This is a genomic window from Nocardia grenadensis, from assembly GCF_050942415.1.
Lineage (GTDB): Bacteria > Actinomycetota > Actinomycetes > Mycobacteriales > Mycobacteriaceae > Nocardia > Nocardia grenadensis.
Genome location: NZ_CP192054.1, coordinates 3,989,486 through 4,006,978, shown reverse-complemented (window position 1 = coordinate 4,006,978; position 17,493 = coordinate 3,989,486). Strand labels below are relative to the sequence as shown.

The 17,493-nt window shown below is 69.1% G+C and carries 20 protein-coding genes; 9 read left to right on the top strand and 11 right to left on the bottom strand.

Going from position 1 to position 17,493, the window contains the following annotated elements; genetic code table 11:
• The first annotated feature begins 39 nt into the window (after window positions 1-39).
• On the top strand, window positions 40-828 hold the full coding sequence (locus ACQPYS_RS18235; protein WP_063035197.1) for an ABC transporter permease: 789 nt from the start codon (window positions 40-42) through the stop codon (window positions 826-828).
• A gap of 72 nt (window positions 829-900) precedes the next feature.
• Here ACQPYS_RS18235 and ACQPYS_RS18230 read toward each other — a convergent pair whose 3' ends face one another.
• Window positions 901-1,236: an RNA polymerase-binding protein RbpA gene (locus ACQPYS_RS18230; RefSeq protein ID WP_030519040.1), complete on the bottom strand. Its 336-nt coding sequence runs from the start codon at window positions 1,234-1,236 to the stop codon at window positions 901-903.
• 417 nt (window positions 1,237-1,653) lie between these two features.
• Here ACQPYS_RS18230 and ACQPYS_RS18225 point away from each other — a divergent pair, with 417 nt between their 5' ends.
• A complete protein-coding gene (locus ACQPYS_RS18225; RefSeq protein ID WP_030519041.1) occupies window positions 1,654-1,977 on the top strand; it encodes a hypothetical protein in 324 nt (107 codons plus the stop codon).
• Here the strand turns inward: ACQPYS_RS18225 and ACQPYS_RS18220 are convergent.
• Together ACQPYS_RS18220 and ACQPYS_RS18215 are read right to left on the bottom strand one after the other, a co-directional pair.
• Window positions 1,928-3,037, bottom strand: a complete 1,110-nt coding sequence (locus ACQPYS_RS18220; RefSeq protein ID WP_433490287.1) for a hypothetical protein — start codon at window positions 3,035-3,037, stop codon at window positions 1,928-1,930. The two genes, ACQPYS_RS18225 and ACQPYS_RS18220, sit on opposite strands and share 50 nt — an antisense overlap.
• A 106-nt stretch (window positions 3,038-3,143) precedes the next feature.
• A complete protein-coding gene (locus ACQPYS_RS18215) occupies window positions 3,144-3,857 on the bottom strand; it encodes a M23 family metallopeptidase (protein WP_063035158.1) in 714 nt (237 codons plus the stop codon).
• Window positions 3,858-4,039: 182 nt separating this feature from the next.
• Between ACQPYS_RS18215 and ACQPYS_RS18210 the strand changes: the two genes are divergently transcribed.
• Window positions 4,040-4,363, top strand: a complete 324-nt coding sequence (locus tag ACQPYS_RS18210) for an ArsR/SmtB family transcription factor (protein WP_063035157.1) — start codon at window positions 4,040-4,042, stop codon at window positions 4,361-4,363.
• A gap of 10 nt (window positions 4,364-4,373) precedes the next feature.
• Here the strand turns inward: ACQPYS_RS18210 and ACQPYS_RS18205 are convergent, their stop codons facing one another.
• The 4 genes from ACQPYS_RS18205 to ACQPYS_RS18190 all read right to left on the bottom strand — a co-directional run bounded on the left by ACQPYS_RS18205 (window position 4,374) and on the right by ACQPYS_RS18190 (window position 7,885).
• The gene (locus tag ACQPYS_RS18205) at window positions 4,374-5,354 is read right to left on the bottom strand and encodes a glycosyltransferase family 9 protein (protein WP_063035156.1); all 981 of its coding nucleotides are present in this window, start codon (window positions 5,352-5,354) and stop codon (window positions 4,374-4,376) included.
• 385 nt (window positions 5,355-5,739) lie between these two features.
• A complete protein-coding gene (locus ACQPYS_RS18200) occupies window positions 5,740-6,225 on the bottom strand; it encodes a nuclear transport factor 2 family protein (RefSeq protein WP_433490286.1) in 486 nt (161 codons plus the stop codon).
• A gap of 23 nt (window positions 6,226-6,248) precedes the next feature.
• Window positions 6,249-7,076, bottom strand: a complete 828-nt coding sequence (locus ACQPYS_RS18195) for a TIGR03619 family F420-dependent LLM class oxidoreductase (RefSeq protein ID WP_433490285.1) — start codon at window positions 7,074-7,076, stop codon at window positions 6,249-6,251.
• Window positions 7,073-7,885 carry an SDR family NAD(P)-dependent oxidoreductase gene (locus ACQPYS_RS18190; protein WP_433490284.1) on the bottom strand — a complete coding sequence of 271 codons (813 nt, stop codon included), beginning with the start codon at window positions 7,883-7,885 and terminating at the stop codon, window positions 7,073-7,075. The genes ACQPYS_RS18195 and ACQPYS_RS18190 overlap by 4 nt, the downstream gene beginning before the upstream one ends.
• A gap of 105 nt (window positions 7,886-7,990) precedes the next feature.
• Between ACQPYS_RS18190 and ACQPYS_RS18185 the strand changes: the two genes are divergently transcribed.
• Window positions 7,991-8,593, top strand: a complete 603-nt coding sequence (locus tag ACQPYS_RS18185) for a TetR family transcriptional regulator (RefSeq protein WP_063035152.1) — start codon at window positions 7,991-7,993, stop codon at window positions 8,591-8,593.
• Here the strand turns inward: ACQPYS_RS18185 and ACQPYS_RS18180 are convergent.
• Window positions 8,590-9,558 carry a phosphatase PAP2 family protein gene (locus ACQPYS_RS18180; protein ID WP_433490283.1) on the bottom strand — a complete coding sequence of 323 codons (969 nt, stop codon included), beginning with the start codon at window positions 9,556-9,558 and terminating at the stop codon, window positions 8,590-8,592. The genes ACQPYS_RS18185 and ACQPYS_RS18180 overlap by 4 nt on opposite strands.
• 398 nt (window positions 9,559-9,956) lie before the next feature.
• On the opposite strand from ACQPYS_RS18180, the gene ACQPYS_RS18175 reads away from it, so the two are divergent.
• The 4 genes from ACQPYS_RS18175 (at window position 9,957) to ACQPYS_RS18160 (ending at window position 12,406) form a co-directional block, all read left to right on the top strand.
• Window positions 9,957-10,208 (top strand): hypothetical protein, encoded by a 252-nt coding sequence (locus ACQPYS_RS18175; RefSeq protein ID WP_433490282.1) that lies wholly within the window; start codon window positions 9,957-9,959, stop codon window positions 10,206-10,208.
• A 53-nt stretch (window positions 10,209-10,261) separates the two neighbouring features.
• Window positions 10,262-11,092: a hypothetical protein gene (locus tag ACQPYS_RS18170; protein WP_063035151.1), complete on the top strand. Its 831-nt coding sequence runs from the start codon at window positions 10,262-10,264 to the stop codon at window positions 11,090-11,092.
• Window positions 11,093-11,634: 542 nt separating this feature from the next.
• Window positions 11,635-11,970: a hypothetical protein gene (locus ACQPYS_RS18165; RefSeq protein ID WP_063035150.1), complete on the top strand. Its 336-nt coding sequence runs from the start codon at window positions 11,635-11,637 to the stop codon at window positions 11,968-11,970.
• Window positions 11,971-12,049: 79 nt separating this feature from the next.
• Window positions 12,050-12,406 carry a hypothetical protein gene (locus ACQPYS_RS18160; RefSeq protein ID WP_433490281.1) on the top strand — a complete coding sequence of 119 codons (357 nt, stop codon included), beginning with the start codon at window positions 12,050-12,052 and terminating at the stop codon, window positions 12,404-12,406.
• 51 nt (window positions 12,407-12,457) lie between these two features.
• Here ACQPYS_RS18160 and ACQPYS_RS18155 read toward each other — a convergent pair whose 3' ends face one another.
• A complete protein-coding gene (locus tag ACQPYS_RS18155; RefSeq protein WP_157107141.1) occupies window positions 12,458-12,613 on the bottom strand; it encodes a hypothetical protein in 156 nt (51 codons plus the stop codon).
• Between the two features lie 215 nt (window positions 12,614-12,828).
• Here ACQPYS_RS18155 and ACQPYS_RS18150 point away from each other — a divergent pair, with 215 nt between their 5' ends.
• Window positions 12,829-13,704, top strand: coding sequence for an RNA polymerase sigma factor SigF (locus ACQPYS_RS18150; RefSeq protein WP_431937601.1), 876 nt, complete (start codon window positions 12,829-12,831; stop codon window positions 13,702-13,704).
• Between the two features lie 678 nt (window positions 13,705-14,382).
• On the opposite strand, the gene ACQPYS_RS18145 is transcribed toward ACQPYS_RS18150, so the two are convergent.
• Window positions 14,383-15,657 carry a cytochrome P450 gene (locus ACQPYS_RS18145; protein ID WP_433490280.1) on the bottom strand — a complete coding sequence of 425 codons (1,275 nt, stop codon included), beginning with the start codon at window positions 15,655-15,657 and terminating at the stop codon, window positions 14,383-14,385.
• Window positions 15,654-17,294 carry a class I adenylate-forming enzyme family protein gene (locus ACQPYS_RS18140; protein ID WP_063035147.1) on the bottom strand — a complete coding sequence of 547 codons (1,641 nt, stop codon included), beginning with the start codon at window positions 17,292-17,294 and terminating at the stop codon, window positions 15,654-15,656. Before ACQPYS_RS18140 ends, ACQPYS_RS18145 begins: the two co-directional genes overlap by 4 nt.
• Window positions 17,295-17,493 lie beyond the last annotated feature (199 nt).

The following is a 17,493-nucleotide window of genomic DNA, read 5'->3' as shown; positions in this document are numbered from 1 at the left end:
CCCGGCTCGCACCGGATTCCGAAGTCCACCGAACCGCGTATGCGGTTCTTCCGCGACAGTGCGATCGTGGCGCATCGCAATCTGATCACCATCATGCGGGTGCCGACATTGCTGGTCACGGCTACGGTGCAGCCGCTGATGTTCGTCTTCTTGTTCGCCTACGTATTCGGTGCCTCACTGGGCGGCGGCCAGTACCGGGAGTTCCTGATCGCCGGAATCATGGCCCAGACCGTCGCCTTCAGTGCTGCGTTCACCACTGTCGGACTGGCCGGTGACCTGGAGAAGGGCATCATCGACCGGATGCGCGCGTTGCCCATGTCCCGGCTGGCAGTGCTGATGGGGCGCACGCTCTCCGATCTGGTGGTGAGCATGGTCAGCCTGGTGGTGATGACCGTGTGCGGGTACATCGTCGGCTGGAGCATCAATGGGAGCCTGGCCGAGGCCGCACTCGCCTACGCGGTGATCCTGCTGTTCGCCTTCGCCATGTCGTGGATCGGCGCGCTCACCGGTCTTGTCGCCCCGAATGTCGAGGTCGCCCAGAGTGCCGGGCTGATCTGGCTGTTCCCGCTGTCGTTCATCTCCTCGGCGTTCATCTCGGCCCAGACCCTGCCCGAGCCGCTCGCCACCATCGCCGAGTGGAATCCCATCACCGCGGTCGCGGCGACCGGCCGGAAACTGTTCGACAACAGCGCGCCCCCGATGTTCCCTACCGCGACCGGCTGGCCGGCCGAGCACTGCGTCGAATACGCGATCCTGTGCTCGGTGGCCATTCTGCTGATCGCGATGCCGTTGGCGCTGTTGCAGTACCGCCGGGTGGCCAGTCACTGAGCACGACAAAGGCCGTGCCCGCCGGATATCCGGCGGGCACGGCCTTCGGTGTGCCGTTCGGGTCGGCCGGGCTCAGCCCCGGCGACGGGTCTTGAGCAGTTCCAGCCGCTCCTTGAGCAGTTCCTCGAGCTCGTCCTTGCTGCGCCGCTCGAGCAGCATGTCCCAGTGCGTGCGGGGCGGCTTCACCTTCTTCGCCTCCTGCGTGGTGCCCTCGATCAGCACACCTTCCTGGCCGTTGCGGCACAACCAGGTCGGCGGGATCTCGGCGTCGTCGGCGAACGGAACATCGAACTCTTCACCATTGTCGGTCCGGTACCGGGCGATCCGGCGGGGAGCCAGATCATGGTCGCGGTCGGTTTCGTAGCTCACCGCTCCGAGCCGGCTGCCCCGGAGTACGCGATCTGCCATCTGTACAGGTCCTCTCTGTGTTGTCGGCGCGTTGCCGCGCGCGGGCCCGCGGTGCCCTGCCGAGGGGCTCCGGAACACCGGAGCGGAAACACCGACGGTGTATCCGCTGCGGGGCACCGGAACCCGCGCCGGGGGCGCGAGCCGATGGGTCGACCCCTTGTTGTCTTGCTACCGCGACCTGGTGGGTCGCGTTCGCCGGCCGTTGTCGCCCGCCGACCGTTAGGGTCACGTGCGCGGGCCGTTGGCTGTGCCACGAATCGAGGATTCGTGCCGGTCCAGGCCGTGCGCCCTGTTCATGTCAACGTTCGTCAGGGTCTTTCCGTTCCCAAGCCTTGTAATTGTACGGGGTTGGGCGAAATGGTCCCGCGCGGTGTGCGGTGTGTGCCGCTGCGAGAGTTCCTATTAGGGTGTCGGGTCATGTCGCGCCGGTTGGAGTCGTGCCTGTGGTGTGGTCGGGAAATAGTGGATTCGGAAGCGGGGCGGCGGCGCCGCTACTGCCGACAGTCCTGCCGCCAGCGCGCCTATGAGCATCGCAACAATGTGAAGGGCACTGGGATCCCCGCCGATTCGGTGGTGCTCAGTGCCGCCGAGGCCACCGCGCTGGCCGACCGGTGGTTCGCCGCGCGCTGCGCGGCCGAGGATGTGGCGACGGCCGTCGACGAGGGCGCCGACCGGGACGAGCTCGCGCGGCTCAGCGCGGTGCTGGTCGAACTCGCCCGGGACGCCGAACGGTTGCGCTGACCTGCGCCGAATCGCACTGTGCGCGCGGCGGCGAGATCGTCTCGCCGCCGACCGCCGGGGTGGACCCGACGCTGAGCGCGGCGAGGATCGTCACCACGACGCCGAGGCCGCACAGCGCGAGCAGGGTGGCGGTGTCCGGGTGCACCAGTGGCTGCCCGCGCATCGCCTGCCAGAACGTGATCGCCTGCAGACCGCCCCCGCCCAGGATCATCACCCCGATCAATCTGCTGCGGGTCCGGGCCGGGCGCAGCCGGGGGTGACGTCGCGCGCACCAGGCGAGGATCACCACCGCGGCCAGTACCACCTGGATTCCGTGCAATCCGATGAAATGGGGAATGCGCAGATCGCCGCCCAGGGTGCTCCAGTGGGTGATCGGCATACCCGGCACCGCGTCCGGTGCGCCGACGGCCTCCCGGGTCGCGGCGTCGACCACGGTGTGCCCGGCGGCCAGTTCGACGAGTCGGCCGTCGGCGGTTCGGGTGAGCTGGGTCCCGGTGAAACCCATGAGGTATCCCAGTGCCATCGAGACCACCGCCATCGCCAGCCCACCGCGAATGGCCCACACCGTGGGCCGATCCGCGCCCGGACGTATCGAAACGATCACGGCGATCAGCAGATTCGCGAAAAAGAGACCCGGGACACCCGAGGCGAAGATGAGTTGCCCGATTTCGTTGACCGGGTCGGTTTCGGTGTTGAAATGGCTGAAGGTGCCCCGCGCGGCCTGGACCACGATGAATCCCACGTCCACGATCGCGGTGACGGAGAACACGACACCCAGCCACCAGGTCACCCGGCTACCGCGGTGGGGTAGCGACAGCAGCCAGGCCAGAGTGAGCGAGTACAGCACGAACGCCAGCCCGAATTTGACCGGTTTGAGCCAGACCGATTCGCCGAGCAGCACGCGGTCGTCGACCATCATCGCGATCAGGCCGGTGAACACCAGACCGGCCATTGCCGTGGAGCTGAGCAGCAATGGCCGGTGCAGGCGTCCGATCACCCGACGTGGATCGGAGGTGGTGGGGCGTCCGGTAGCCGGGACGCCGAGGAGCGGTGTGGACATGGACCGACGGTAGGAACGGGGATCCGGCCGCCGCGTCCCACTACGGGACGATGTGCGGCCGGTACCCCGGTATGCCGGGAGCCGTCGGATCGGCTGTGGGTAAGGGTCAGCCGGGGTTGTTCAGGACGAGCCCGCGCCCGGCGAGATAGGGCAGGGGGTCGACCGGGCCGATACCGGGCTGGTGGACCTCGTAGTGCAGGTGCGGCCCGGTGGACTGGCCGCGGCTGCCGACGGTGGCGATCACGTCACCGGCCTGCACCTGCTGGCCGACCGAGACGAGAATGTCCTGCATATGGCCGTAAACGCCGACGCTGCCGTCATCCTGCTGGACGCGAACCCACAGGCCGAAGCCGGTGGCCGGGCCGGCCTCGATCACGACACCGTCGGTGACCGACCGGATCGGCGAACCCATATTCGCGGCGAAGTCGATGCCGTTGTGGTTGGTGCCCCAGCGTGCCCCGAAGCCCGAGGATACGACGCCGTCGGCCGGTTGTACCGTGGTGGGCCGTGGTGGCTCGAAGAACGGGAAGGACACCGGAGCGGGCTGGTTGTCGCCGGCGGCCTGATGGGGGGCCCACGCGGCGGGGTCGTGCGAGATGGCGGGCCGCTCGGCGGGCGAGCGGTCGGCGGGGTCGGCCGGCGCCTCCGAAGTGGCGGCCACCGGGGTGATCTGTTCGTTACCGGAATCGGCTCCCGCGGCGAAGAGGGCGAAACCGGCGCAGAGGGCTGTCGAGGTGGCGACAACCTGTGTCGTGATGGGGCGACGGCCGATCGACGACACCGTGAGCTTACGGAAAGGTAACGGAAGGGTCACGGGCATGGTTACAAGCTAGGGGACCGACACGCCGAGTCAGCAATTGTGTGGCAACAGTCACGAGATCATATAAGTGCAGGTCGCGGATTGCCGTCCGATAACGAACCGGAAATATCGCCCGCCGAGCTGCACAGGTGAGACATTGATCTAGTTTGACCGAAGTGTGCCAGAAGATCGACACTGTTTCAGTGGTCGCTAACAGAGTCGCGCCGCTGATCGCCCTGGCGGACCCCACCAGGCGCGCGATATTCGAAGCGTTGCCGGCCGGGCCGCGCTCGGTCGGGGAACTCGCCGCCGAGGTCGGAATCACCAGCTCGGCGGTATCGCAGCATCTGCGGGTACTGCGGGACGCGCGGCTGGTGATGATGCGGCCGATGGGCAACCGTCATCTCTACTCACTGGACCCGCGTGGTCTCAGCGATGCCCGCGACTACCTGGAACAGTTCTGGCAGAGCGCCCTGGCCGCCTACGCCGCCGCGCTCACCGAGGCCGCGAACAGGGACGACCGCTAGCGCCCCGGCCTCAGCCGACCCGGCGGTACGCCGTACTGCCGGGCACGGTCGCTTCGTGCCGGCGCTTGCTCAGCTGCCGGTCGAGGGCGGCGACCACCTCGGTCGAGCCGATCTGTAGCAGGCCGGGATCGGTGCTGGTGGCGTGACGGTCGCCGATGCGCCCGGCCCACAGCACCTCGTGCCGGGTCAGCAGGTGCCGCGGCGGCCCGCCCTGATCCGGGGCCGTGGGGCCGAACAGTTGCACGGTGCGGGTCCCGAAGGCGGTGGCGAGATGGGCGACGCCGGTGTCCCCGCACAGGACGACGGAGGCCTCGGCCACCGTTGCCGACAGTTCGATCAGGTTCTGCTTACCGGCCAGCACTCGCTGGCCCGACAGCCCGGCCCGGGCCGCGATCCCCAGCGCGTTCTCCCGGTCGCTCTCGTCGCCGGTCAGCACCACCTCGTGACCGAGCACCAGCAGATGCCGGATCACCGCCGCGAATCGGTCGGCGGGCCAGCGCCGGGCCGCCGCACTCGCGCCGATATGAACGACCACGCTGTCGCGATGGCTGGTGGTGGCCACCGGCGGTACCAGGCCCAGATTGCGCCGATCCGCACCGATCCCATCGAATTCGAGCAGATGACACCAGCGGTCGATCGGATGGTGGTCGGGCTTCCAATCGGGCGCCGGGATCTCCGGGAACGCCGGATTCCCGTAGGTGAGGATCCGTTCGGCTCCGGTCTTGCCGAGCTGCACGATCGGGGCGGCGCCGGCGCCGTGCAGGTTCACCGCCAGTTTCGGCGGCGGCCCGTCCCAGCGCAGGCCCTGCGGATCGGCGATGGGCACGAACTCGTCCACGCAGGCGATCACATCGACGATGGGACGTAGGCGATGCGGGGCGGCCAGCATCAGATGATCGGTGCGGCGGGCCCGGCGCAGTGCACGTAATGCCGGAACAGCGGTGAGTAGATCACCGAGACCGCGTGCCTGAAGCACGAGAACTACCGACACCCGACTCTCCTAGCCACCTGTTGCCCGTTGTGCCGCCCCCTCCCGAACCGTCTTGGCGAGGGACGGACCACGCGAGAGCATTTCCTTGGATGACTACCACCTGGTACCCGGCGGCAAACGTTGGCCTGTGGCGGCCTGGGTCACACGCCGGGCGTTCGCTCGGCGCGGTGGTATCGACCGTCATCCGTCGGGGACGGGTAGCGCCCGGAACGAGACGATGGCCGGCCGGCAGTTCACTGACCGGTAACGAGCCCGAACTCCAGCGTCGCGGAGTACACCGGTACCACCTGCGCGACCATCCGGGCCTGGGACCGGCCTCGCTGACCCGGGTGGCGGGCTCGGCCACCGTCGCCGGCCGGGTCGGTCCGCCGGGTCCCGGTGCGGCTCAGTCCGCCGTTGGAGAGATGTTGGTGAGCAACAGGTCCCGGGCCTGCCGGGCACCGTCGAGAGCCCGTGTGACGCGGCGGGTGATCCGCCAGCCGTGCGGAGTGCGGGTGAGCCGGAAACTGTTCGCCCCCGCCCGCCACACCCGGTAGCCGTCGTCGTACCGGCGCACCAGCAGTGATTCACAGACCGCCGTGGCCGTATCGCCGTCGACGACGACCCGGGACGGTCCGAGAAAATGCGCACAGCCCGCGTCGATCAGGGAGTGGTGCGCCGCCGATTCGACCATCGCGTGGATATCCGCGCGACTGCGCATCGACCAGCCCTCGACATCGTATTCACCGTCCTCGGTCCACAGGTTGGCCACATCCGGGGCGGCCCCGGCATCGACGAACGGGCCGTAGGAGGCGAGCAGCCGGGTGATCGCCACCTCGTCCTCGAGCCGGCGCACACGCGCTTCCAGACGCGTGAAACGGTCCTCGTCCATAGCTTTCCTTTCCATTGCGGTGCTCAGAGCGGGCCGGCCGCCGCGCGCAGCGCCGCGAGCTGTTCGCAGTAGTGGTCGATATCGGTGGCCCGCAGGTCGCAGCAGGCCACGGTGGCGCCGATATCGCGTAATCGGGTCAGCCGCCACCGGGTGCCGGCGGGATCCGCGAGCGGGTCCAGGGCCCGGCCCGGGCTCAGTACCACCTCGAAACCGGGCGGCGGGGGTACCGCGGCCAGATGCGCCGCCAGCGTATCCGTGGACAGGCCGAACGGTACCCAGCCCACGCCCAGGGCCACGGCCCGGCGCAGTGAGCGACGGGTGCGGCCGCCGACCCACAGCGGTGCGGTGGTCGAGGTGGCGGGCGGGTCGACGACGAACTCGCCGACCTCCCGCCGCCCCCACGCGTCCCGTACTTGCTCGAGAGCGCGGTCCGCGGCGGCGCCGCGCTCCGGGAATTCCGCACCGAGCAGGGCGAATTCGGCTTCCAGTGAGCCGACACCGACCCCGAGCACCACCCGGCCGCCACTGAGCCGATCGAGGGTGCCGTAACGCTTGGCCAGCGCGAGTGGATGGTGGTATCCCAGTACGATGACCGAGGTCGCCAGGCGGATCCGGCTGGTCCGTGCCGCCAGATAGGACAGTGTCGCCAGCGGATCCCAGTAGGTCGAACCGCGGGTCTCGGTATCGGCCGCGGGGACCGCGATGTGCTCGGAGCAGGTCAGATGATCGAAGCCGAGTTCGTCGGCGAGTTCGGCGATCCGGACGAGTTCGGCGGTGCCCCCGCCGGATTCCCAGGGAGAGGCCGTACCGGGTACCCGGACCACGATCGGAGTGGACAGCCCGACTCTCACCGCGGCGGGTCTTCGGCGGCGCCGATGAGTCGCCGCATCATCCGGTCCGCGCCCAGTACGGCCGCCGCGCGATCGGGATCGCTGCGCCGGGCCGCGAGACGCTCATGGGCGCCGATGACGTGGACCGGGCCTCGGCCCAGCGCCGCGAGACCTTCGGTCGCGACCTCGTCGGGTTCGGAGACCGGCATTCCGGGGATGTCGAAGTCCAGACCCACGCGCTGCATCGCCGGGGTGCGGGTGACGCCGAGGACGAGTTCGAGCACGTCCACGCCGTGCTCGCGCAATTCCAGCCAGAGACCTTCGGCGAAGATCCGGCCGAATGCCTTCACTCCGCCGTAGACCGTGTGCCGCCGCGATCCCAGGTAGCCGGCCAGCGAACCCACCAGCAGGATCCCGCCGCGGCGCCGATCGCGCATCGCGGTCCCGAATCCGGCGATCAGCGCCAGCGGGGTGGTGATGTTGAGTTCGACGACCTGCTGGAAGGCCGCGGGATCGCCGTCGAGGAACTCGGCGCTGTGGGTGTTGGCGCCGGCATTGTGGACCAGCAACCCGACCTCCACATCGGCGACCGCGTCGAGTACCGCCGTCGTGGCTTCCGGGTGGGTGAGGTCGACGGCCAGGGTGCGGACCGTGACGCCCAGGGCCCGGCATTCCGCGGCGGTGTCTTCGAGCGGACCGGCCCGCCGGGCCACCAGCAGCAAGTGGATACCGGATTCCGCGAGTTGCCGGGCGAACGATCGGCCCACGCCTTCGGAACCGCCGGTGATCACCGCCCACGGGCCGTAGCGACCGGGATCGACAGGGGGCATAACTGGGTCTCCGTTCGGGGTTCGGGATCGGGCCACACCCAGTTCTACAACCGGGAGCCCGGAAATACTAGAGTGAATTCTAGTTTTTCCGAACGGAGGTACCCAGTGCCGCGGATCGCCGAACCCAGGGAGCCGGGCCGGCCGACCACCATGCTCCAGCACGAGCGCCGGCGCGCCATCCTGCGCGCCGCCGCCCGGCTCGGTGCCGAACAGGGGCTCGAACACGTCCAGATGTCCGATATCGCGGCGGCCGCCGGGGTGGCGCTGGGAACGCTGTACCGCTACTACCCGTCCAAACATCATCTCTACTCGGGCGTACTCGAATCGGCCGTCGCGGACCTGCCCGTGCCGGTGGCGGACCCGGCCGATCCGGTGGGCCCCGTGGCCGACCTGCTCGAATCGGCGGTGACCGGGCTGCTCCGACGCCCCCTGCTCGGTCGCGCCATGCTGGTCTCGGCGAATGCCGTGCGCTCGGCCGGGCCGGTGGCGGTCGACCCCACCCTGCGCGACCGGATCCTCGCCGCCGCCGGAATCGGCGAACCGGACGAGGCGGACCAACAGCTGGCCCGGCTCGCCGAACAGTGCGCCTACGGCATCCTGACCTGGGCCACGGCGGGCCAATTGAGTGCGGAACAGGCGGTGGCCGATATCCGCCGGGCCGCCACGCTGCTGCTGGCGCCCTGGGTATCGCGCGGCCCGGCCGGCTAGCCGCCGCGATCGCCGCCCGGCGCCGCGGATGTGGGCGCCGGGACCGGTCCCGCCGGTGTCCGGCGCCGCTCCCAGGCGGTGGCCAGCCCGATCGCCAGCCCGACGTACACCCAGCCCAGCAGCACATCGATCACATAGTGCTCACCCCCGTAGACGAGGGTGAAACCCATCGTCACGGGGAAGGCGGCCAACGGGATCCGCCACCACCACTGCCGGGCCGACGGCCACAGCGCGACCGCGACCAGCAGCGCGAAGCCCGCGTGCAGCGACGGGATCGCGGCGACGGGATTACTCTGCGCGGCCAGCCAGTCGGCGCCGATATCGACCGAGTACAGCCGGAACCCGAAACCGGTGCTTCGGTGGACCTCGGCCGGGATCACCCCGACGCGGGCGGCGTACCAGGGCGGCGCGGCGGGCAGCAGGACATAGGTCACCAGACCGAGATAGGACAGCAGCAGGATCCGGCGCATATATTTCGACCAGCGCTCCCGCGACAAGACGTAGAGGATCGCGGCGATCAGCCAGGGCACCAGGAAGTGGCTCGTGTAGACGAGGCCGGTGAATACGGTCCACCAGGGCCGTCCGCCGTCACCGTTCAGTTGCTCCTGTAACCACACCGTGGGCACGGTCCCGCCGAACAGGGCGCGTTCGACCCCGACCGGTTCGCGGACGCGCAGCGGCATCCCGAGTGTATTGGCGATACCGCGGGTGTGGTCGTAGACGACCAGCGCGGCGATCAGCGGCACCCAGTCCACGAGAATGCGTAGTTGGTCCCGCCACGGCCGGTGCGGTGCGAATGCCGCGATCCCCACGACGATCCACAGCGCCTGGTAGATCCGCTGGGTCGGCGGGCCGAAGAGCACGGTGACCACCAGCAGCGCCAGCAGATAGGCCGACCACACCCCACTACGCAGCAGTCTGCGATGCCGTTGCGCGGCCGGTACCTCCGTGGCGGGCGCACCCATTCCCACAGTTTTCCTCAGACGCCCCGGAGATGCCGTCGCGACCTGCGGAAACGACGCGTGATCGAGACCGACGCCGCACCGGACCGCCCAGTGCAGCGGGAACGTGCCCCCGGTAGGCCGCCGCCGGGTGCGATGCGGGCAACCGGTCGCCTCCGGTGGCCTTCGGCGCGAGATCCCCTCGGCGTACTCGGTCGTCGCGAGGCGGTCGGCCTCGACCGCCGGAGTCGTGGGCGTATGTGCCACGGCGGATGGTGTTTCGAGGACATCACCCACCGACGTCGTGGGCGATGCGCCGCGGTGCCCCGGCGGTGACACTGTGGTCGGCGACCAGCGCGGGTTGTGGATCGCACAGCACGCCTGCACCAGCTTCCGGACAGCCGCCGGACGAAGGGCACCGAGTGCTGCCGTCGACGCCGACCGGCGTCGGTGGACGCGGCCACCTGCGCCGGGCCGGCGTGAATCTCGATACCCATATGACCTACGTCTACGCCGCCGGATGGGCAACCTCCTCACCATTCACCGGCGTGTGTGCGCGCCTGGGCCGGGACCCCGGGTGGACCACATACGCACTGGACGGCGGGCACAATTCGGTACGGGACGATCCCGAGGGCCTGCTGCACATCCTCCGCGGCACGATCGAGGCGCGCTGACCCGCTCGCGCGTACCGATCCGGGCGCGCCCCGCGCCGCTAGGCTCGTGCGGTATGAGCCTGGGCGAGGTGGCCGCCGACCTGTACGGGCTGGCGCCCGCGGAGTTCGTCGCCGCGCGCGACGCCCGCGCCGGTGCGGCAAAGGAACTCGGGGATCGGGAACTGGCGGCGGCGATCGCGGCCCTGCGCAAACCCACGGTCGCGGCATGGGCGGTGAACACACTGGTGCGTGCGGCCCCTCGGGAGGTGGACGCCCTGCTGCGGCTCGGCGCCGAGCTGCGAACGGCGCAGCGGCAACTGTCGGGTGCCCGGTTGCGTGAACTGACCCGGCAGCGCCGGCAGGTGGTGGACGCATTGGCCGAACGGGCGGGTGAGGTGGCCGCCGGCCGGGGCCGACCCGTTTCCGGAGCGGTACTGCGGCAGGTGGGCGAGACGCTGACGGCCGCTCTGGCCGATCCCGATATCGCCGAGCAGGTCCGGGCCGGCACCCTGGTCACCGCGCAGAGCTATGCGGGTTTCGGCCCGGTGGAGCCCGATCTGTCCGTGGTCCGGGGCAAGCCGAAGGCCGCCGACGCGGAGACACGGCCGAAGAAGAAGGCCGGCGATGCCGAATACACGCGCGCCGAAACGGACCGGCTGCGCGCGCGGGAAGAACTCCGCGCCGCCGAAACCGCTGCGCGCGAGGCTCTCACCGCCGCCGAGAAGGAAGCACAACGTGCGACCGAGCACCTCGCGGCCACCACCGCGCGGCTGACCGGACTCCGCGACGAACTCGCCGCGGCGGAAGACCGGCACCGATTCGCCCGCAACGCCGAACGCGCCGCCCGGGACGCGGTCCGGGCGGCGACGGTCGAACTGGAACGGGCCCGGCGGCGCACACACTGACCCGTCGTCGAGGGTTCGGAATCGGGTGCGTCGCGGTGGGACAGCGGCCTGTGCCGCTGCGGCGGTAACCGGGCGTCCGAGATCAGGTCACCGCGGGGTCGCGGCCGGCGTAGCCGAGCCGGCCCGCCGGTATCGAGGTGGACCGGGGCGAGCGCGGGCGGGCCGGATCCGGCCGAGCAGGAAGACGAGATCGGGCATAACCGGACCTTTCACCGAGGATCAACTGTCCCCGAGAACCTTGCCCCGCAAGGGCGGGCCGACCGACAGTATGGCCGTGATGGGGAACCTGTGAAGAAAGGGGCGTTGGCGGGCTTCGCGCGGCGGCGACGGGGATTGGACCGCTGTCCGGTTCGTATCGGCTGGTCAGAGGGGTATGTCGGGCGGTGACATCGCGGGGTGCGTGGTTCGAACATGCAGCGGGCCCGCATTTTCCGGCATCGACACCGGCGCGTCGGCGCGGGCACGGGGGAGGGTTCGGCTGTAATGGTCGGCGCTCGATCGGTTTCCGTGTGGGATGTCCTCCCGTTCAGGAAGGTTCTCGTATGCGTCGTTTCGTGATGGCTCTGGGTTCGGCCGCGATGGCGATAGCGGTGACATCGGCAGTGGACAGTAGCGCGCACGCCGCGAGCGGGCAGGTCGCACTGCGGTGGATCGCCGAGGGGAGTCGGGTGGAGAAGATCATCGACAACCCCAGCGGCTGTATCGATCTCAGTGCGGTCGGGGTCGTCGGCCGGGCGTCGGTGCGCAACCTCACCGACCGGAAGGTCAAACTCTGGAACGGCATCGGCTGCCGCGGCACCTACGGCGGTGGGATCGAACGCGGCGAGCACAACGGCCGGTGGGGCTTTCCCGACTGGAGTATCTACATCTCGTCCTGACCCGGCGGCACCCGACGAACTCACGTGAGCGGAGCCGTTTTCGGGGTACCCGGCACACGAGACCTACTGGAGGTGTTGTGTGAAGGCCGAAGACGAGGGCGGCGCGCCCGGCTCGGTGAGCCCGTTCAATCCGGCGGACCCGCTCGACCCGGCGAGTCCGGTGAACCCGGTGAACCCGGCGAACCCGGCGGGTCCCGAGGATGCGATCAATCCGGCGGGCACAGTGGTGCCGGTGGTACCGGTTGCCGACGAGCGGCCGATGCGCACTTGGCTGTGGCCCACGCTGCTCATCTTCGGCCTGGTGGTCGGGGGCGCGCTGCTGGTGATGATCCTGGTGAGCACCGCTGATTTCGGCGAACAGCCGGCACAGGTGACGCCGACCCCGGGGCAGTGCCAGACCTTCTGTACGACCACTGTCGCGCCACCGGCGCGATAACGGCCGGCGGGGACGCCCGCACCGGGCGTCCCCGCCGGTATTCCGGAGCGACTACTGGGCGCCCTGCTGCCCGGTGTCCGGGTCCTCGGCGCTGCGCAGCGCGGTTTCCAGTTCCCGGCGCAGCCGGGCCGCGGTGGCTTCGTCACCCGCATCCTCGGCCGTGGTGATGTCCTGGTTCAGCTGAGCGATGGTGTCCTGAATGGTCATCGGTCCTCCGTTCTCTCGCCTGGGCGATCGCGCCGCACGACTGTCTGCCGGCTACGGCGCCCGTCATCGTGCGCATGACCGTTTTCGACCGTCCGAAACATCGCCACCGGCGTCGGCCGTTTCACACTCGCGGGATTTTCAGATCACGTTTCAATCACCACATGGCGGGGGTATATCCCGTCCAACGAGGTTTGGGAAAGCCCGAGGAGCATCCGGTGAACGAAACGACCGAAGCCACGACCGACCGGTACGCCGGAGACCGTGCGTCCCGCACTACCCATGTGCCCGGTCCCGGCGACAGCTACGACAACATCGAACCGCTTTTCGCCGAGCTGGCCGCGCTCGCACCCGAGGACCCGCGCCGGCGGGCGCTACGCGAGCAGATCGTGTACCGCTGCCTGCCGCTGGCCGAACACATCGCGCGCCGGTTCTCCGGCCGCGGCGAAGCGTTCGACGATCTGCTCCAGATCTCGCGGCTCGGCCTGGTCCAGGCGGTGGACCGCTTCGACGGGTCGCGGGGCAGCTCGTTCCTGTCCTTCGCCATCCCGACCGTCATGGGCGAGGTGCGCCGCCACTTCCGTGATCACACCTGGGCCGTGCGGGTGCCGCGCGGCACCAAGGAACTGCATCTGCGAATCGGCCCGGCCACCGAGACGCTGTACCAGCGGCTGGGCCGGATGCCCACAGCGCGCGAGATCGCCGCGGAACTCGATGCCGATCTCACCGACGTCACCAGGGCGCTCATCGCCGGTAACGCGCACACCAGCAGTTCCCTCGACGCTCCCTCCGACGACCAGGACGACGGGGTCTCGCCGCCGGCGGTACTGGCCCGGCTCGGCGGGGAGGACCCCTGCTACCGGCTGCTCGAGGACGCGATGACACTGCGCCCGCTGATCGCGGAACTGCCGCAGCGGGAACGGCAGATCCTGGTCTGGCGGTACTTCGCGAACCTGACCCAGGTGCAGATCGCCGAACGGCTCGAGATCTCGCAGATGCAGGTGTCACGCATCCTCGCCAAAACGCTGCGGACCCTGCGCGAACAGGCGATGGCCGAACCCGACGAGGCCGCTTCCATCACCACGGCCGCCTGATCCGGGCCGACTCGGGCGGTGGCCGGGTAACTGTTGCTGCGTCGGCTGTCGCCTTCCGGAGGTTCGGATCGGCCCGCGGTGACAAGTCCTGAAGCCCCTGATCGGGCGGTGTTCTCGCCGGTAGCAGTGTGCCCGGAAGTCTCCGCCGGGCACACTGCGGTCCCCGTGGTAATCGCCGAAAACCAACGGAGAGTGCCTTGCGCTTGCGCATGGCACCTGTGCCGAGGCAGTCGAAACTGAACGTCGCTCGCCCGGCGGCCGAGGTGTCGTCGACGTAGGAGTAGGTCTCCGGATCGAACGAGGAGTCCCAGTACTCCCGGTTGTAGGTCGCACCCGCCACGAGCACGTCGGCCCGGCGCGGGCCGCCCGCCCAATGCCGCGGAGTGCAGAAGGCCGTGGCGACAGTGTTGTCCGCCGGCCCGTCCTCGACGACCGCACCAGGGGTCGATACTTCGTGGCGCCCCCCGAGTGTGTCGTAGTTCGCGGCGGCGGGTGCTGTTGCGTCGGCGATCCGGCGAGCAGTGCCGCCGATAGGAGCGACACCCGGCGTGCGGCAGTCCAGCGACGAAGGGACCGAGACAGACACGGATGGGACATGATTCACCTCGCGTGATAGCCGGCCGTCGAGAGTCGGCCGGGCTCGAAACGGGAGAGTGGTGATATCCCTCGGGGGCGAACTCAGCTGTCTGTGCGCACGAGCAGGTGCCGTGGGCCGCGGATGACCCGTGACGGGCAGTAGACGGGTGCGCCCACCGCACGTACCCGGGGGAAACGGCGGTAGAGGCCGCGCAGCGCGATCTCACCCTCCATCCGGGCCAGTCCTGCGCCCAAGCAGTAGTGCACACCGGCCGCGAACGCCAGATGCTCCCGTGCGTTCCGCCGGGCGATATCGAAGCGGCCGGGTTCGGCGAACACTGCCGGATCGCGGTTGGCGGCGGCCAGTAGGGCCACCACTGGAGTGCCCGCGGTCAGCTGCCGACCGGCCAGTTCGAGTGGTTCGCCCGCCACTCGGACGCTGTACTGTGCGGGGGCTTCCCACCGCAGCGTTTCCTCCACCACGGCCCCGGCCAGTCCCGGGTCGGCGGCGAACATCTCATGCTGGGCGGGGTTCTGTGACAGCGCGACCACCGCGTTGCCGATGATATTGGCGGTGGTGACGAAACCGCCGATGAGCAGTGCCTGACAGGTGGCCACCAGACCGGCTTCGGTCATGGCGCCTTCGTCGACCGCGGCGCCGAGCGCCGTGATCAGATCGGGGCCTGGTTCGGCACGACGCTTCGCGACCGCCGCAGCGAAATAGTCGGTGAGTTCGGCGAGCAGCACCTGGGTGCGCCGGCGCTCGCGCACCCCGCGCGCCCCATCCACCGTCGCGCCGAACTCGATTCCCCAGCGTGCGAAATGATCGTGGTCGGCGGCCGGGAGACCGAGTAGCTCGGCGATGACCAGGCTCGGAATGCGCAGCGCGAAGGCGTCGATGAGATCGACCGGTTCGCCGCCGTCGAGAGCGTCCAGTTGCCGCTCGACCAGTTCTTCGACGAATTCACGGCGCGCGCGCAGCTGCGCGGCACCGAAGAGCGGGGCAACGAGCTTACGCAGCCTGGTGTGTTCCGGAGGGTTGGCGGAGGCCAGAGAGTCGTCGAGCGGATGCACCAGGAAATCGGTGTGCTGTCCGGGCAGTGGACGTAGCTTCAGCCGGACAGCGGAGGTGGGTGCCACCGCGAACCGGTTGTCGCGCAGCACCTCTTTGCACACCGCGTGCGAGGCCGTCATACACAGTCCACTGCGTCCGCGGATCAGATCACCGCGGGCCCGGATCCGCTCGTAGTGGGTGTGGCCGTCGCTGCCTCTCCGCAGATTCAGCACCGAAGCAACGGGATCGCCCAGCAAGGTGGAGGTGTGCAGGCGCAGCGAGTTCCGGTAGAGCCGGGTGACGGTGTGTAGTCCGCCGCTCATCGGATCTCCTGCGGCGCATGTAGCTTCGGTGCGCGATCGATACCACGTTCGGCCAGTTCGGCCCGGATACGTTCGCGCAACACATATTTTTTGATCTTGGTGCCCGACATGGGCCATTCGTCGACGAACCGCACGTAGCGAGGCGCTCGATATGTCGCGATGCTGCCGAGGCAGTAGTCGATGATCTCTTGTTCGGTCGCGGTCGCGCCCGGCACGAGTTCGATGAAGGCGGCCGGTACTTCGACGTAGTAGGAATCCGGCGCGGCGACCACCTGCACGATGTGGACTGCGGGGTGGCGGAGCAGAAAATCCTCCACCTCCACCGCGGAGACGTTCTCGCCCCCCACTTTGAGCATGTCCTTGAGGCGGCTCACGAAGGTGACCCGGCCCTCGGCGTCCATCACCGCTACATCACCGGTGTGGAACCAGCCCTTGTCGTCGAAACATCTCGCGGTCAGTTCCGGATCGTGCAGGTAGCCGTCGAAGCAATTGGTCCCCCGGAACAACAGTTCGCCCTCCGAACCGGGTGGCAGGTCGAGCCCTGTCTCGGGATCGACCACCCGGCACTGCATTCCGGGCAGTGGTCGGCCGCCGGTGGTGGTTCGCTGCTCCTGGGTATCGGTCTGCTCGCTGAGCGAAAGAAAGGAGGAAGCCTCGGTCATCCCGAAACAGGAGACCTGCACGGCGTGCGGAAGACGATTCGCCATCTCGCGAACACGTTCGGGGACGCCGACTGTCATAACCAGGCGAAGTGCCGACAGATCACGGTCCGCGAAGTCGGGATGGTTCAGCACGGGCAGCCAGACCGTCTCGAAACCGGGCAGCGCGACCGTAGCGCGTTGCTTCTCCAATTGCTCCAGCGCGGCAGCCGGATTGAAGAGGCCGACGTGGCAGTAGGTGCACCCGGCGTAGATACTGGCGACCGCGAAGGCGACAGCACCGATGTGGAACAGGGGCAATGGTGTCCACACACGGTCGGCGCCGACGAGTTCGAGCCGGGTGTGTGCCGCGCCGTCCGCGAAGCGGATCAGCGCCTCGTGGCTGATCATGGCGCCTTTCGGGCTCGCGGAGGTGCCGGAGGTGTACATGACCACCGCGGTATCGCGGACGCGGACATAGCGGCTGCGCTCGCGAACCGCGCCGGGATCCACTTCCGCCGCCGCGTCGAGGAATTCGCGCTCGCTGCGGATACCCGCCGGCGGCTCGCCCGGACCCAGCTGGACCAGCTCGCGCAGCCGCTCGCACTGCTGTCGCACCGGAGCTGGAATCGGTGTGCCGGAATGGACGAACAGCAGCCGCATCCGCGCGTGGTCCACCACTTGGGCGAGTTCGCGTTCCTTGAACCGGCCGTTGATCGGCACCGGCAGGGCGCCGATCCGCGTCACCGCGATGAGTGCGGCAATGGAATCGGGGCAGTTCGGCACCAGGATTCCGACCGTGTCGCCGGTATCGACACCGGCGGCGAGCAGCCCGCGGGCGAGCAGATCGGCACGTGCTGTGAGCTGAGCGTAGGTCACCTCGACATCCGGGAAGGACAGGGCGATGCGTTCGGGATGCTCATGCGCTCGCCGATCCAGCAGATCGCCGAGTGTTGTGACCTCGACCCAGCGAAGCGGTTCGAAAGCTCGACGATTCATTCGTGACTCCAAATCCACCGGATCAGCGACTCCGGCAGGCGGGAACGTACCGCACTCAATGCGGCGCCGCAAACGGTAGCTCGAAATGCCGAGAAGGGGTGCCGCGACGGCGGCCCGGGAAGTCCGCGTATCGAGATCAGGCCCGCCCCGCCTCCGAAACTGTGCGGTCCACGCAAGTCGACTATTCCCAGATTTGGGA